General features: G+C 69.6%; 11 protein-coding genes and 1 pseudogene. 8 read left to right on the top strand and 4 right to left on the bottom strand.

From position 1 onward, the window contains the following. Nucleotides 1–55 precede the first annotated feature (55 nt). The 6 genes and pseudogenes from ACFWVC_RS00060 to ACFWVC_RS00035 all read left to right on the top strand — a co-directional run bounded on the left by ACFWVC_RS00060 (nt 56) and on the right by ACFWVC_RS00035 (nt 7,856). The gene (locus ACFWVC_RS00060; RefSeq protein WP_384272787.1) at nt 56–898 is read left to right on the top strand and encodes a class I SAM-dependent methyltransferase; all 843 of its coding nucleotides are present in this window, start codon (nt 56–58) and stop codon (nt 896–898) included. A 61-nt stretch (nt 899–959) separates the two neighbouring features. Then, nucleotides 960–2,789, top strand: coding sequence for a choline/carnitine O-acyltransferase (locus ACFWVC_RS00055; RefSeq protein ID WP_384272784.1), 1,830 nt, complete (start codon nt 960–962; stop codon nt 2,787–2,789). Nucleotides 2,790–2,945: 156 nt separating this feature from the next. Then, a pseudogene (locus ACFWVC_RS00050) lies at nt 2,946–3,224 on the top strand (amine oxidase); the annotation flags it as partial. A 367-nt stretch (nt 3,225–3,591) separates the two neighbouring features. Continuing rightward, the gene (locus ACFWVC_RS00045) at nt 3,592–5,673 is read left to right on the top strand and encodes an NPCBM/NEW2 domain-containing protein (protein WP_384272781.1); all 2,082 of its coding nucleotides are present in this window, start codon (nt 3,592–3,594) and stop codon (nt 5,671–5,673) included. Between the two features lie 272 nt (nt 5,674–5,945). Further along, entirely contained in the window at nt 5,946–6,629 is a 684-nt protein-coding gene (locus tag ACFWVC_RS00040) for a hemerythrin domain-containing protein (protein WP_384272778.1), read from the top strand. A 213-nt stretch (nt 6,630–6,842) separates the two neighbouring features. Continuing rightward, nucleotides 6,843–7,856 (top strand): helix-turn-helix domain-containing protein, encoded by a 1,014-nt coding sequence (locus ACFWVC_RS00035; RefSeq protein ID WP_384272776.1) that lies wholly within the window; start codon nt 6,843–6,845, stop codon nt 7,854–7,856. Between the two features lie 181 nt (nt 7,857–8,037). On the opposite strand, the gene ACFWVC_RS00030 is transcribed toward ACFWVC_RS00035, so the two are convergent. After that, a complete protein-coding gene (locus tag ACFWVC_RS00030) occupies nt 8,038–9,030 on the bottom strand; it encodes a GlxA family transcriptional regulator (protein WP_384272773.1) in 993 nt (330 codons plus the stop codon). Between the two features lie 52 nt (nt 9,031–9,082). Between ACFWVC_RS00030 and ACFWVC_RS00025 the strand changes: the two genes are divergently transcribed. Then, entirely contained in the window at nt 9,083–9,481 is a 399-nt protein-coding gene (locus ACFWVC_RS00025) for a cupin domain-containing protein (RefSeq protein WP_384272770.1), read from the top strand. Here the strand turns inward: ACFWVC_RS00025 and ACFWVC_RS00020 are convergent. Then, complete coding sequence (locus ACFWVC_RS00020; protein ID WP_384272767.1) at nt 9,468–9,980, bottom strand: transposase; 513 nt, start codon at nt 9,978–9,980, stop codon at nt 9,468–9,470. The two genes, ACFWVC_RS00025 and ACFWVC_RS00020, sit on opposite strands and share 14 nt — an antisense overlap. 649 nt (nt 9,981–10,629) lie before the next feature. Here ACFWVC_RS00020 and ACFWVC_RS00015 point away from each other — a divergent pair. Next, a complete protein-coding gene (locus ACFWVC_RS00015) occupies nt 10,630–11,478 on the top strand; it encodes an IclR family transcriptional regulator (RefSeq protein ID WP_384272764.1) in 849 nt (282 codons plus the stop codon). A 114-nt stretch (nt 11,479–11,592) separates the two neighbouring features. Here the strand turns inward: ACFWVC_RS00015 and ACFWVC_RS00010 are convergent, their stop codons facing one another. Then, entirely contained in the window at nt 11,593–14,376 is a 2,784-nt protein-coding gene (locus ACFWVC_RS00010; RefSeq protein WP_384272761.1) for an AAA family ATPase, read from the bottom strand. A 178-nt stretch (nt 14,377–14,554) separates the two neighbouring features. Next, nucleotides 14,555–15,106: an OsmC family protein gene (locus tag ACFWVC_RS00005; protein ID WP_384272758.1), complete on the bottom strand. Its 552-nt coding sequence runs from the start codon at nt 15,104–15,106 to the stop codon at nt 14,555–14,557. Between the last annotated feature and the right edge of the window lie 118 nt (nt 15,107–15,224).

Below are 15,224 nucleotides of genomic sequence, written 5' to 3'. Positions count from 1 at the left end.
GACCCGCGGCCGCCGGCACTCTCCCTCACTCTGCGATCCACGGAGGAACAGCCCCGTGCGTTTCGACCCGACCGGAAAGGTCTCCCTTGACCACATCTACAACCAGCCCGATCCGCGCGGCTACTTCCGCGCGCTCCGCCCGCTCGGCTACTGCGTGCCGCAACATGCCAAGCCCTACTTCGCCAAGCTCGTCAAGGAGTACCGGGAGTCCCGGCACGTCGCCGTCCCCCAGGTACTGGACATCGGCTGCAGTTACGGGATCAACGCCGCCCTGCTGAAGTACGACGCGACCATGGACGAGCTGTACGCGCGCTACTGCGGCGCGGACGGCGATGCCGCGACGGCGCCCGACACCCGCACGCGCACGGAGCTCCTGGCCCGGGACCAGGAGCTGGCCCGGTCCCGGCGGCCCGCGCAGGACGTCCGCTTCGTCGGCCTGGACACCTCCGGCAGCGCGCTGTCCTACGCGCTTGAGGCCGGGTTCCTCGACGCCGCGGTGCACGCCGACCTGGAGGGCCACGACCCCACGCCGCCGCAGCGCGCCCAGCTCGCCGGGACGGACCTGGTGATCTCCACGGGGTGCCTCGGATACGTCACCGAGCGGACGCTCACCCACGTGGTCCGGGCGCAGGGCGGCCGCAAGCCGTGGATGGCGCACTTCGTGCTCCGGATGTTCCCGTTCGACCCCGTCGAACGGGCCCTGTCCGAACTGGGGTACCGGACGATCCGCGTCGATGAGGTCTTCAAGCAAAGACGGTTCGCCTCCCCGGAGGAACAGGCCCTCATAGTCGAGACGATGTCGGCCGCCGGGGTGGATGCTCGGGGTCTGGAGACGGAAGGCTGGCTCCACGCACAGCTCTACCTCTCCCGTCCGGACGACGGCACATCAGGGCCGTAGACCGGAGCGCCCGCCTCCCCCGAGGACACCACAGGTCCGCACGATTCGAAAGAGAGCCGCATTGAACACCAGCCAGGAAAGCGCAGCCGTCGCGACCTTCGCCCAGGAGGAGGACCTGCCGCGCGTGCCGCTGCCGACGTTGGAAGCGAGCTGCGAGAGATTCCTCGTCTGGTGCGCGCCACTGCTGACCGCGGAGGAGCTGGCGGCGACCGAGGCGGAAGTGGCCGCTTTTCTGCGGCCTGACGGTGCCGGCCGGGTGCTGCACGCCGCGCTGGAGGAGTACGACGCCACCGACGGCGTCCACAGCTGGCTCGACACCTTCTGGCCCTACCGCTACCTGGGCCGCAGGGACCGCATCGCGCTCAACGCCAACTTCTTCTTCCTGTTCCAGGACACCGGCCGGCCGCAGCTGGAACGGGCGGCCGGGCTCATCGCCGGGGCCCTCGACTACAAGCGGCAGCTCGACCAGGAGCTCATCCCGCCGGTGACACTGCGCGGCCAGGCGCAGTCGATGGTGCAGAACAAGTTCCTGTTCTCCACCACCCGGATCCCCGGCGCGCAGCAGGACACCGTCCGCTCCCCCTACAGCGAACAGTCGCCCGGTCCTTCCCGGGCCCGCCACATCGTCGTCTTCCACCGGGGCAGCATGTTCCGGCTGGACGTACTCGGCCCCGACGGCGTCCCGCACAGCCTGGACGACCTCGAGGCCGGCCTGCGCGCCGTGGTCAAGGCCGGCTCCGAGCCGGCCGGCCCGGACACCTCGGTGGGCCACCTCACCACCATGGCCCGCGCCGAATGGGCCGCCGCCCGCGAGTCCCTGATCGCCCGCCACCCGCGCAACGCGCAGGCACTGGACGACATCGAGACCGCGCTGTTCTGCGTCGCCCTGGAGGACTTCGCGCCCGCGGACATCCAGGACACCTGCGACGAGCTGCTCTACGGAGACCGTGGCAACCGCTGGTTCGACAAGGCCGTGTCGCTGATCGTGTTCGCCGACGGACGGGCGGGCATCAACATCGAACACTGCGAACTGGACGGGACCACCATCCTCAGTTTCACCGACGCCCTGCTGAGCACCCCGGCCCAGGAGCAGTCCCGGCGATCCGGAGCCCGCTCTCAGGGCCAGCCGGCGCTGGAACCCATCGAGTTCGAGCTGGACGACGCCCTGCGCGCCCAGGTGCGCTCCGCCGCCGAGGCGTTCACCGCGTACGGAGAGAACACCGCGACCACCACCGTCTCGTTCAGCGACTTCGGCAGCAACACGGCCAAGGCGCTGGGCGTGTCGCCGGACGCGTTCGCCCAGGTCGCCTACCAGCTCGCCCACCAGCGCGCCAAGGGACTCCTGGGCGCCACGTACGAGTCGATCGCCACCCGCCAGTACCGCCACGGGCGGACCGAGGCGATGCGCGTCGTCACCCCCGAGATGCGCGCCTTCGTGACCGCGATGGACGACCCGGCGGCGGACGCGGAGACCCGGCGCGCCGCGTTCCAGGCCGCCGCGGGCAGGCATGTGGAACGCGCGAAGCAGTGCCAGGCCGGGCAGGCGCCCGAGCAGCACCTGTGGGAGCTCGAACTGATCCAGCGGCGGCGCGGGACGGAGCTGGGAGTGACGGAGCAGCCCGCGCTGTACCGGACCCCCGGCTGGCTGACGATGCGCGACGACTACCTCAGCACCAGCTCCGCCCCGTCCGCCAACATCCAGTACTTCGGCTTCGGATCGACCAGCAGCCGCTGCATCGGAATCGCCTACGTCCTGCTGCCGGAGCGATTCCACCTCTACCTGAGCACACCGCGACCGGTGGCCGGCCAGATGCACGCGTTCGCCGACAGGCTCCGCGAGGCGGTGGCGGAGCTGTGCGACCTGCTGGCCTCCGAGCGGTCCGCGACCTGAACCCCGCCCCTGGGCCCGCCACCCGCACGCACCGGGTGGCGGGCCGGGCATCGCGCGTGCTCGCGGCACGCTCCACCTGGAACAGCACGGGCAGTCGTCGCCCCGACTGCCGCCGAAACAGCGTCATAACCGCGCGAGCGCGCAGCCACAGGCCGCGTCCTGCTGGACGAGCTCGCGCTCGTCTACCCCGGGCTGGACATCCGCTCGCACATGGTCGGCGACCCCCTGACGATCACGTGGGAGACCGAGCCGTACTTCATGGGCGCGTTCAAGGCGAACCTGCCGGGCCAGTACCGCTACCAGCGGCGGCTGTTCACCCAGTTCATGCAGCGCGGCATGGCCGCCGCGGAGCGCGGGTTCTTCCTGTGCGGGGACGACGTGTCCTGGACGGCCGGCTTCGCCGAGGCGCGGGGATCCTCCGGCACCTACGCCGTACCACGGCCGTCCGGCCGTCCGGCCGTGGCCGTATACGGCCGGAGCCGAGCATTTCCGCCGCGAACACCCCCAAGTAGGGACAGACCTCGCGCATGCCCTCATGTGGCTCATCTGATGTCCGATCACACCTCATCCCCCAGGTGGCAGTTGGGATGCCTCACGGAGTCCTGCCAGTAACTCTTAATTTAGGAATTATTATTGACGCGCGCCGGTAACCGCTGCAAGATCCTGGCAACACCACCGCAACAGGTGTGCGGGCATCGACTGGTCCGGAGACCGACCGCCGCACCCGCGAGGGAGCGGCACTTCGGGCTCACGACCCGGCCGGGTCGGCGTGCCTGCTCGATCGGACAGCTAAGGATCCGACGTGAAACGACATCTCACCGCCCTCCTCGCCCTTGTGGCCGGCTTGCTGGCCGTGTCGGCGCCGGCACACGCGAGCCCGGCGGTCGGCAGTGCCGCCGTCACGGCGCCGACACCTCAGCAGGTGCTGAGCCCGACGCCGTACATGGGCTGGAACACCTACTACGCGTTCGGTGGCGATCCCACCGAGGCCGAGATCAAGTCGACAGCCGACTTCCTGGTCAGCAGCGGCCTGCGCAAGGCCGGTTACGAGTACGTGTGGATCGACGGCAACTGGGCGGCACCGACCCCGCGCAGCGCGGCCGGCGACCTGACGCCCAACCCCGCCCAGTTCCCGAACGGGCTGGCGCCGCTCGTCGACTACATCCACTCCAAGGGCCTCAAGGCCGGCATCTACACCGATGCCGGCCCGTACATCCCGGGCAAGTGCGGACTCGGCAGCCACGGCTACTACCAGCGTGACGCGGACCAGTTCGCGGCGTGGAAGTTCGACGCGGTCAAGGTGGACTACCTCTGCGGGATCGCGGCGAACCTCGACCCGAAGACCGTATACACCGAGTTCGCACAGGCGTTGCGGAACAACGCCAGCAAGCGCCCCATGATCTTCAACCTCTGCAACCCGGTGACCTCCCCCGACTGGGGCAACTACCCGGATGAGCAGCAGTCGACGTACTCCTGGAGCTACGCCCCGAAGATCGCGCAGTCCTGGCGGACGTACACGGACGTGGGCTTCGTCGACGAGATCAAGTTCAAGGACGTGCTGCGCAACTACGACGCGAACGCGCGGCACCCCGAGGCCGCGGGTCCTGGGCACTTCAACGACCCTGACTACCTCGGTCCCGAACACGGAATGTCCGACGAGGAGTTCCGTACCCAGATGACGCTCTGGTCGGTCGCGGCCGCCCCGCTGGTGATCGGCAGCGACGTCACCAAGCTGGGCAAGACCTCGCTCAGCACGCTCTCCGACCCCGATGTGCTCGCGATCAACCAGGACCCCGCCGTCGTCCAGGCGGTCCGCGTCGGCCCCGCCGGCACGACGGAGACCTGGGTGAAGCGGCTGGCCAACGGTGACCGCGCCGTGGTGCTGCTGAACCGGGGCGACAGCCCGGCGACCCTGACCACGAAGGCGTCGTCGGTCGGCCTGTCCGGCCACCGGTTCACCCTGAAGAACGCCTGGACCGACCAGGTCACCGAGAGCGCCGGCACCATCAGCGCCGCCGTCCCGGCCCACGGCGCGGCCCTGTTCCGGGTCCGCCCGGCCACGGGCAAGCTCGGTCTCCCGCACGTCGTCGCCGGCCTGCCGCAGGTGACGAAGGTCGGCAGCGACACGGTGCCCGCCGGATCCGCCCCCCTGGTCGCCGGCGGCGACCAGGCCCAGGTCGAGGTCACCGTCCGCAACGACGGTACGCAGCCGGTCCTCACGCCGCAGGTGGAGCTGGCGGTGCCCGCCGGCTGGACGGCCCGTCCGCTCGGCCAGGCGCCGAAGCTGCTGGGCATCAACCGCTCCGCGACCCTCGCCTTCACGGTGACCCTGCCCGCCGATGCCGCGCCGGGCAACGCCACGCTGACCGCCGGCACGTCGTACACGGTGGTCGGCAAGGGACGCCTGCGGCAGCAGACCGCCACGGCGATCGTCGTCGCACCGGCTGCGCCGCACGGCGACACCGTGCTGTCGCACCACCAGTGGATCAGCGCCACCAGCGGCTGGATGAGCCCGACCGTCGACAACAGCGTCGGCGGCTGGTCGCCGCTCAGCATGCTCGGCCAGGTCTACCCGACCGGCATCGGGGTCGCCTCGCCCTCCACCGTCCGCTACTACCTCGGTGACCAGTGCAGCCGGCTCACCGCGACCGTCGGCATCGACGACGCGGTGCGCAACGTCGGCCCGGAGGGCGGCACGTCCACCTTCCAGGTGATCGGTGACGGCAAGGTGCTGTACGACAGCGGTGTGGTCACCCGCGACGACGTCCACCAGGCCGACGTCGACCTGACCGGCGTCCGAGTCCTCGACCTCGTGGTCGGCGACGCCGGTGACGGCGGCTACAACGACCGCGCCAACTGGGCCGGCCTGAACGCCACCTGCTGATCCGGCTCGGCCGCACCCCGGTGACACCTCACCGGGGTGCGGCCGATTCGCATGCCCGCGGTCGCCCCGCTCCACCGCACCCGGTGGCAGCGTCAAACGACCCGGGCAGGCCATGCGCGTCAGGGGTGTTCGACCCATGCGGCGAAGCCGGAACCGCTGGCACAGTGGCCTGGGCAGATGGCGGAGCACCGCACCGACGCTCGGCTCGGACGATCGTCCTGCGCGGCGTACTCCCGTCTGCCCGGCAAGAGCAGCGAGACACGGAAGAGACAATGACTCCCCTCGTCAACGAACCCATGGCCGATACGCGCGACATGTACATGGCCCACACCGCGCTGCACCGGGAGTTCAGGCTGCTTCCCGACCTCATCCGGTCCGTCGCGCCGGGCGACACCCGGCGCGCGGAAGTCGTCGGTGGTCACGCGGCACTGCTGTGCCGCGTCCTGCACACCCACCACGAAGGCGAGGACCTGCTGCTGTGGCCCAAGCTCGCCGAACGTGCGGGCGCGGAGGCCGCGGTCATCGTCCCGATGATGGAGCAGCAGCATCAGGCCATCGACAGGGCACACGAGGCGGCGAGCGGACTCCTCGGGAGCTGGCGCTCCACCGGGCGGGGCGGCGAGGAGCTCGCCGATGCGTTCGAGCAGCTCGCGACCAAGCTCATCAGGCACATGGCGCTGGAGGAGAAGGAGATACTGCCGCTCGCGGAGAAGCACATCACCGCGGCGGAATGGCACCGGCTCGGCGAACACGGGATGGCCGGTACACCGAGGAAGGACCTGCCGCTCGTCTTCGGAATGGCGATGTACGAGGGCGATCCGGAAGTCATCAAGGCGGTCCTGGCGAAGGCCCCGCTGCCCGTCCGGCTGCTGGTCCCCGTCGTGGGGCGCCGCCGATACGCGTCCCACGCAAGGCAGGTCCACGGAACGGTCACGCCCTTTCGCGTCCGCTCCTGAGATCCGCAGGTTGCCCGATCGCCGCCGGCGCGGGCGCTGCGGGTTCCCCGCAGTTTTTGCGGATTCTCCGCAGTCTCGGCCGGGGGACGTTCCGGCGGCTGTTCCCGGATTCTACGGTGGAAGCCATGGGGCCCACGTGGGCCCCGCGCCCGGCGCCGACACGTTCCGCGGGCACCGGTGACCCGACGATTCCTGGCACTTCGCGAGGACACCGTGATTGAAGCATTCTCTACAGACACCCTGCCGCCCGCCCAGAGGACCGAGTACTGGTCGGAGGCGGTGCGCAAGTCGTTCGCGCATCTGGAGGTACGTCCCCGGAAGGAGACCGAGATGCACGGCGTGCTACGGCGGGCGTGCATCGCGGGAGTTCAGGCGGGTTTCCTGGAGGCCAGCCCGCAACGACTGGCCCGGACCGCGCGCCTCATCGCCGCCGACGGCGACAACTCGCTGATCGTGGGCCTGCAGCGCACGGGGGGCACGGTCGCCACCCAGGACGGCCGGGTGGCGCCTGTCGCCATGGAGGAGTTCGTCATCCTCGACAACCGCAGGCCCTACGTTCTGGACTTCGTCGGCCCGGTGCGGCAGCACGTGGCCACGGTTCCACGGGAGATGCTGAACCTCCCCGACTCGGCACTGCGTCTGGTGACGGGCCGTACCTATTCGCGCGGCCATCCGATCGGCCGGATCCTCGCGTCCTTCGTGGACGGGCTCGTGACGACAACGGATCACTGCATCTGCGCCGCGAACCCGAAACGGTTCCTCAAGCAGGGGATCGTCGACGTGCTGACAGCCCTCGCCGCCTCGGCGGGGGACATCGGGCAGGACCCCGCTCCCGTACTCGAAGTCGCTCTGCTCCTGCGCCTGCGCACGTACATCCGCACTCACCTGGACGACCCCGCCCTCTCCCCGGCGTCGGTAGCCGCCACCCACCACATCTCGGTGCGCTACCTGCACAAGCTCTTCGAGGACGAGCCCATGACCATCGGCCGCTGGATCCAGCACCTGAGGCTCGAGGCGTGCCGGAGGGATCTCGTGCGCCCGGAACTCACGGGCCTGACCGTGGCGGCGATCGCCCACCGCTGGGGTTTCGTGAGTCACGCTCACTTCAGCCGCACCTTCAGGTCCCTCTACGGCGTTTCTCCTGTGGAATGGCGACAGGCCGGCGCCCTGCAGGCAGCCGCCTTGAAGGCCACCGACCCACTCGCACCGCACGAGCCCGGCAGGTGATCGATGCCTCTGCGGTCGCTCCTCGTCCGCGCGGCGAGCCCACGCGGACGAGCCGGGGAAGGGTGAAGTTCCGTCGAGCCCTCCCCCGATGCCGTCGCCCGGCGCGCTTGTCCCCCGGCCATGGCGGTGTGCGACGCCGAGGCGGATTCCCGTGGGTCACCGGGTGGGGAGCGTCCGGCCGTCAGTTCGTCTCCGGCCCGAACCGACGCCGGTATGCCGACGGCGTGATGCCCGTCTCGCGGCGCATCAGCGTCCGCAGATTGGCTGCGGTGCCGAGCCCGCTGCGCCGCGCGACGAACTCGAAGCCTGACTCACCACGCTCGATCAACCGACATGCCAGGGCGAGTCGTTCCCCGGTGAGCCACGCCAACGGCGTCGTTCCCAGCTGCGCCCGGAAGCGGCGATGCAGCGTCGCCGGACTGACCGCCGCGCGCACCGCGAGGTCGGAGACCGTGAGCGGTGAGTCCAGTCGTTCCTGGGCCCAGGTCAGGACAGGCGCCAGGGACTCGTCCGAAACGTCGGGCATGGGGCGCTCCACGAACTGTCTCTGCCCACCGCTCCGGTGGGCCGCGAAGACCAGACGCCGGCTCACCGCGTTGGCGACTTCAGCGCCGTGGTCGCGGCGGACTATGTGCAGCCCAAGATCGAGCGCGGCCGCGCTGCCCGCAGCGGTGAGGATGTCACCGTCGTCCACGAACAGCACATCCGATTCGAGGTGAACCGCCGGGAAGCGGGCCCGGAAGGAGTCCGCCCACTGCCAGTGCGCGGTGGCCCGGCGACCGTCGAGGACTCCGGCCTCGGCCAGCGTGAAGGCACCGCTGCAGAAGCCGACCAGCCGCGCACCCCGCGCGTACGCCCGTCGGACGGCATCGAGCACGGCGGGGCGGCGGGAGACATCGACGTCAGGGCGATTGGGGACGATCAAGGTGTCCGCCGCATCGGCCGCTTCCAGATCGGCGACTCCGGTGAGCGTGAAGAATCCGTCCCGCATCAGGGTGCGGGGCTCGGGGGCGCAGAGCCTGAAGTCGTACAGATCACGGCCGATCTCCGGTCTGCGCAGCCCGAAGACCTCGGTCGCACAGCCGAGCTCGAAGGGGTTCGAGTTCTCGTCGACGATCACGACGACCCGGTGTACGCCCGCCGAGGGCAGTGTGTGCGAGGATTCTTTCACCATATGCAATTCCTAGCACTCACCTGCGCCGTGCGAAGCGACTCAGAATGGGCACATGAGCAGCGAACCCATTCCCCTCGACAAGGCTCTGGCCTCCTTCGACGCCCTGTGGAGCCCCCGCATCGTCACGCGTGTCAACGACTACGACGTCCGCGTCGCCAAGGTCGAGGGCGAACATGTGTGGCACGTGCACGACGACACCGACGAGTTCTTCCTGGTGCTCGACGGCGAACTCCACATCGCCCTGCGCGAGCCCGATGGGGAGCGCACGGTCCTGCTCCCCCGGGGGACGGTCTTCACCGTCGCCCGGGGCACCGAGCACAAGCCGTGTGCTCCGTCGGGCGCCACGATCCTCATGTTCGAGCCCACCGGGACGCTGACGGTGGGCGATCGCCACCATGAGGTCCCGAGCCATGTGGACGCGACGACCGGGCACGCGCTCAACCTCGGCTGACAGGCCGCGGGCCCGCCACTTCCCATGACATCGACCGTCCGCCCGCCTCCGGGTGAAAGCGCGGTCCGGGAGCCGGGTGTTGCCCGGCACGAGCGCGTTCAGGACCGGGCCCACCGCACCGATCCGCTACTCCACCCCGTTCGGTGGCCCCCCTTGTCGCGCGGACCCTGACGGCGTCGATCGCGCAGCGCGCCCATGGGAGCCCGTCCGGACCTGCGGACTCGTCAAGGATGACCCTGTCGAGCCGGACCCAGACGAGATCCTGGCTCCACTGAGCGAAACGCCGGTAGACCGTCGGCCAGGCCGGCCCGAACACCGGCGGAAGCTGTCGCCAGGCGCACCCGGACACGGCCACGAAGATGATGGCGGCCAGAACCTCGCGGTCACCTGACCGACGCCGTCCCCCGCCCTGAGTGCGCTTCACCTCGGTCGGCTGCACCACTCGCCGGAACAGGACCCACAACTCATCCGGCACCAAGCGGGTCACCAAGTCCGCCATCTGCGGCTCAACGACCGGACCGGGCGGGAAACGAGGTCTCACGACGCGCGGGCACCGCGCTGACGCCCGGTCCTCCCAGGACACTCCCCACGCCCCACTCCCCCACGAACTCATCCGCATCCGTCATCGGACTCACTCCTTCGCGCTCATCCCGGGGCAACTCACAGTGGACCGCTCTCTACCGTAGGCATTCGCCTGCCCCGGCTCCTTGCCCCGTGACGCACAGGCCCTTGCACCTCCGCGCACTCCGGTCGCTCCTCACCACGGCACGGCGGTGAGGAGCGCACGCACCGGCTTCACGCGTAGTTTCCGTTGGTCGGTGATGCCGTGAGGTCCCGACCAGCGGTGCGGACGTCAGCGGCCGTCCGGCCAGGACACCGTTCGCTCGGCCACGCGGCCGTTCAGCGCGGCCTCCCGGGATCCGTCGCAAGCCACCCCGGGTCGGCAACGCCAAAGAAAACAATGCGCCAAGGCCGTCTAAAGGGTAGATATGGAAAACCTTGGGGCAACCTGGATGTATGACCCGTCGTTCTGGCAGATCTCGGCGACTCAGGCCGACCGAATGACGACACTCAAGGTCTGACTGCTGTTGGCCAAGCAGTCAGTCATCGATCCGATCCCAACTGCCAGGTCACCATAGGTGATTCAGTTGCCTGACAAGTCCACTGCAACCGGCTTTTCAACCAATGCGGCGCGGCATCCGGAGGGTGCGAACCCGACGAGCCGTCGAGCCGAGGCCGGGACCGCCGCTGCACGAATTCTCCGGGAATCGTCCAAAATCTTGGACTGCTTCTCCGCGGAGACCCCACGTCTGCACACGTCGGAGATCATCCGAAGGACGGGCGTGCCGCCATCGATCCTGACGGAGATGCTGCGCACGCTGGTCGAAGAGAACCTTCTGCAGCGCGAGGGCGTCTTCTACAGTGTCGCGCTCCGCGTGTTCCGATGGTCGGCCTCGGCCGACGCGGCCTCGGATCTCATGACAGCGGCCAGGCCCTCGGTGACGGCACTGCGAGACCGGACCGGCGAATGCTGCGGACTTCAGGTTCGCCGAGGTGGCGACCATCTCACGGTGGTCTGGAAGAACTGTATGCACACAGTCGCCCATCACGGCTACGTCGGCCAGATGAAGCCCTTGCACGGCAGTGCGGCCGGCAAGGTCTTCATGGCCTACGAACCGAGTGCCCTCAGCCTTGTACTGGACGAGGGACTGACCGCCTTCACGCCGATGACAGTGATCGAACCGGCCACCCTGCAGAGGCAATTGGAGCAGGTTCGGATGCAGGGATGGACGTTTTCCGGCGAAGAGCAGGAGTTGGGTCTGAATACGCTGGCCGCCCCTGTCTACGCCGCGGACGGCAACGTGGCAGCTGCAGTCACCCTTGGAGGGCCGGCGCACAGATTGACCCCTGCTCGGGTGGAGGACCTCGCCGGCCCGGTGACCGAATGCGCGCTGGGCATATCGCGCTTCTTGGCGACCAGCATGATCGCGGACTGAGCGTACCCCTCACTCGGGACAAGTGCCCGATTCATCGACCCGCCTCGGTCGGAGCCCGTCCCACACTCCGGTGCACAGCAAGGTGATGTCGATCGACCGGCAACGTCCGCGTCGTTACCGCATGTTCAGGTTCGTCAGCGCATCGCGCAGTGCCGCACGCGAGGTGATCCGGAGCTTGGGGAAGGTTCTGCCGAGGTGGCCCCCCACGGTACGGGGGGAAAGGTGGAGCCGCTCCGCGATCTGCTTGTTGGTCAGACCGGAGGCCGCGAGATGGGCGATCTCCGACTCCTGCGGGGTGAGGGCGGCGGACTCCGGCCCGTCGGCGCGCCTCACCATCCATCCGGTAGCTTGCAGGGTGCGTCTGGCTCGGTCCGCCCAAGGCCGGGCACCGAGTTCCTCGAAGCTCTCCAGAGCCGCGCACAGCGACACCCTGGCCTCGGTGGTCATGCGCGCCTTCCGCAAGCGCTCGCCGAAGGTCAACGTCACGCGTGCCCGGTCGAAGGGCCACTGCTGGATGCCCGGATGTGACAGGGCACGCTCGAACAGCTCGATGGCCTCCTCGTCCCCTTCGGCGGCCGTGGCGGCCGCCGCGTCGACGAGCATGGCCTTTCGTGGAGAGAGCGCCGCGATCCCGGCGTGTCGGACGGCGTCCACATGGGCGGCCGCATCTGCCCGTCGGTGGGTACGCACGGCCGCCTCCACCACGTCCAGCATCACGTGCAGCGCTGCGGGGGTGTACGGGGCCAGCTCTCCCGGCGGGCTGATGGCTGCCGCGTGGTGGTAGACGCGTTCGAAGTCACCCTCGGCCAGCCAGGTGAGCACCCGGACATGCTCGGCCAGGGTCACCACTTGGAGGGCACCACGAGCGATCCCCCACAGCGCCATCGCGTCCGCCGCTTCCCTGGCGGTGCCGATTTCGCCGCGGGCCGCCGCAACAGCGGCTTTGTAGTAGAGGAAGTACCAGGACACGGCTTCGAAGGCGAGCTCCTTGCAGAGTCGCATGCCCTCGTCGGCCAGCTCCGTCGTTTCATTCCAACGGCCCGCGAGGAACGCGTCCGTGCAGAGAAACGGGAGTGTGACGATCAGCTTGCGGCCCTGCGGCACGATCCGGGAGGCGGCGTCGCGCACACCGGCGAGCCGGTCGGCGGTGATGCTCGCGGTGCCGATCCGTGTGATGCGCGAAGGGGCTGTCTCCTGGGGCAGCCCGGCGATGAGTTCCTCCAAGTCGTGCAGCGCGCCCAGGGCGGTGCGGACGGGATCACCGATGGTTGCGATGGTCACCGCCAGCAGTGGGGGTGCGTCCGGCCCCAGCCCGTCCAGGATCTTGTGGACGGGCTCCCACAGTTCCTCTCGGCCACCCAGGCAGCACAGTTGCAACAGCAGGTAGAGGGCCTCGTCGAGGGCCGGATCGCAGGCGTCGTACGAACGATCGCCGCTCTCGATCGCCCTGAGGAGTATCTGGTGAGCGGTGTCGATGTCCCCGTCGCCGTTGAGCAGCCGATGGACCTCCACCGCCGCTGAGTAGAGGGATGCGCGGTCGTCGGAGCCGACTCGCCGGGCATCGTCGAGAAGCCGGGAGGCCGTGCTCAGGTCGCCGGAGGCGTCCGCCCGTATGTAAGCGGCCGCGGCCAGTCGGCGGGCGCGGTCGTCCGCGCCGGGACTCAGGTGGGCGGCCTTGGTGAGGACCCGGATCGCCGCGATGGCGTCGCCCCGCCGGACGAGACGGTGAGCACTGCGCTCCAGCAGAGCGGCGACGCACTCATCCTGTTCCGTGCACGCCTCCCCCAGGTGCCATGCGCGATTGTCGGGTCGCCCGTGCAGTACCTCGGCGAGTTCGCGGTGCACGGCACGGCGTTCCGTGGTGGTGGACGCCTCGATCACCGCGGCGCGGGTCAGGGGATGCCGGAAGGTCAGACGATGGTCGAGCTCCTCGACGCGCACAAGCCCGTCCGCCTCGGCGGGCCCAAGGTCGGCGAGATCGGCGCCGAGCCTTTGTGCGGCGTTCTGCAGGACGCCGACGTCTCCTGTCGCCTCCAGCGCGGATACCAGCAGCAGCCGTCGCGTGGCCGCCGGCAGGGTGGCCACCGGCGAGCCGAAGACCTCACGGAGGCGCCGGCGCAGCGGCAGCGGGTCGGGCAGGCTCTCGAACCCGCGGCGCTGGGCTCCGTTCAGTGCGGCCGGCAGTTCGACCAGGGCCAGCGGATTTCCCTGGGCCGCGGCGAGGACGCGGTCCACGACACGATCGGCGAGGTCCGGATGACGGGAGCCGAGCAGGAGCCGCGACGCCTCCTCGTCCAGGGGCAGTACCTCGTGTTCGGCAGGTCCGTCGTCCTCGAAGCGACCGCGATCACCTCTGCGGGCGGCGGCCACGAACTTGATGCGGCTCCCCGAAAGCCGCCGTGCGACGAATGCCAGCACCGTCGCGCTCGCCGGATCCATCCACTGGAGGTCGTCGACGACCAACAGGATCGGCGTGGAGGCGGCCGCACCGCGGAGCAGCACCAGGGCCGCATTGGAGACCAGGAAACGCTCGGGCGGCGCGCCGTCGTCGAAGCCCAGCGCCACACGCAGTGCCTCTCGGTGCACGTGTTCCAGCCTCTCCGCGTTCTCTGCCTCCCAAAGGGGGAAGAGAAGCTGGTTGAGACCCGAGTACCGCACATCGCCCTCGTGCCGGGTACCCGCCGCACGCATCAGCCTGACACCGGCTGTCACCGCCCGCTGGGCGAGCACGTTGAGGAGCGCCGTCTTGCCCACTCCCGGCTCACCCGACAACAGCACCGCACCGCCGCAGTCGATCGAGCGGAGAAGACCTTCGACTCGTTCCACATCCCCATCACGACCCGCAAGCCCCAGAGGGGTGCCACTGTCGAAGCCGCCCGTGTACACCAAGGGTTGCATCGGATGCTTCTTGCTCTCTGGTTCTGGCCGGCCGTTCGACCGGGCACCTGGGGCCCGGAGCGTCGGTGGCACACGATCTCGTGCGATCTGGACGAGCAGATTGTCACACGGCACGGAACCACGCTCGTGCGGGCAATGAATGATCTCGGCCTCACGGCGCCTGCGACTCTGTCGTCGTTCACACGAGCGTCGTGACGACGTCGACCGGGTTGGCCAGCGTGTCCCGGATGGCTGAGCGCTTCTGCACGAGGGCGATGAGTTCCTCGAGTTGCTCGCGAGTGGCCTCGGGGGCGTCGAGGTCGACATCGACGCGGATCTGCTGGAGTCCCGGACGCACCGACGGGTCGAGCCCGAGGAAGCCGCGCATGTCGATGTCGGCCTCGAGCGACAGACGGATGCCCTTGAGCGCGATGCCGTGCAGAGCGGCGTGGGTGGTGATGGTGACGGTGTAGCAGCCGGCGAGCGCGTGCAGCACGTACTCGGCGGGCGTGGGCGCGGTGTCGGTGCCGAGCGCTGGGGCGGGCTCGTCGCTGGTCATCTCGAACTTCGCGACGCGCGTGCCGTCGCGCTCACCGCCCTGGGTCAGTGCGCCCGTCCGCGTGGTGATCCGGTAGCCGCCCTGCCAGGATCCGTCGACGCTGAATGTGGCCCGCGCGACGGTGGGGTCGGTGCGGAGCGTCTCGGTGCTGTGCCGCAGTGCGTCGAGGTCGACGTCGTTGATGACGGTCATCTGTGTCAACTCCTCGTTGTCAGGGGTGAGTCGTGGGGCCACGACGGCCGCCGCCGGGCGCCGGAGCGCGTCCCCCCGGCGCGGGCGGGGGGTGCGGGGCCCGAACGGTGCCGGGGGC

Origin of the sequence: Streptomyces sp. NPDC058691, assembly GCF_042714775.1 — a bacterium.
Lineage (GTDB): Bacteria > Actinomycetota > Actinomycetes > Streptomycetales > Streptomycetaceae > Actinacidiphila.
This window is presented reverse-complemented; position numbering and strand designations above follow the sequence as displayed.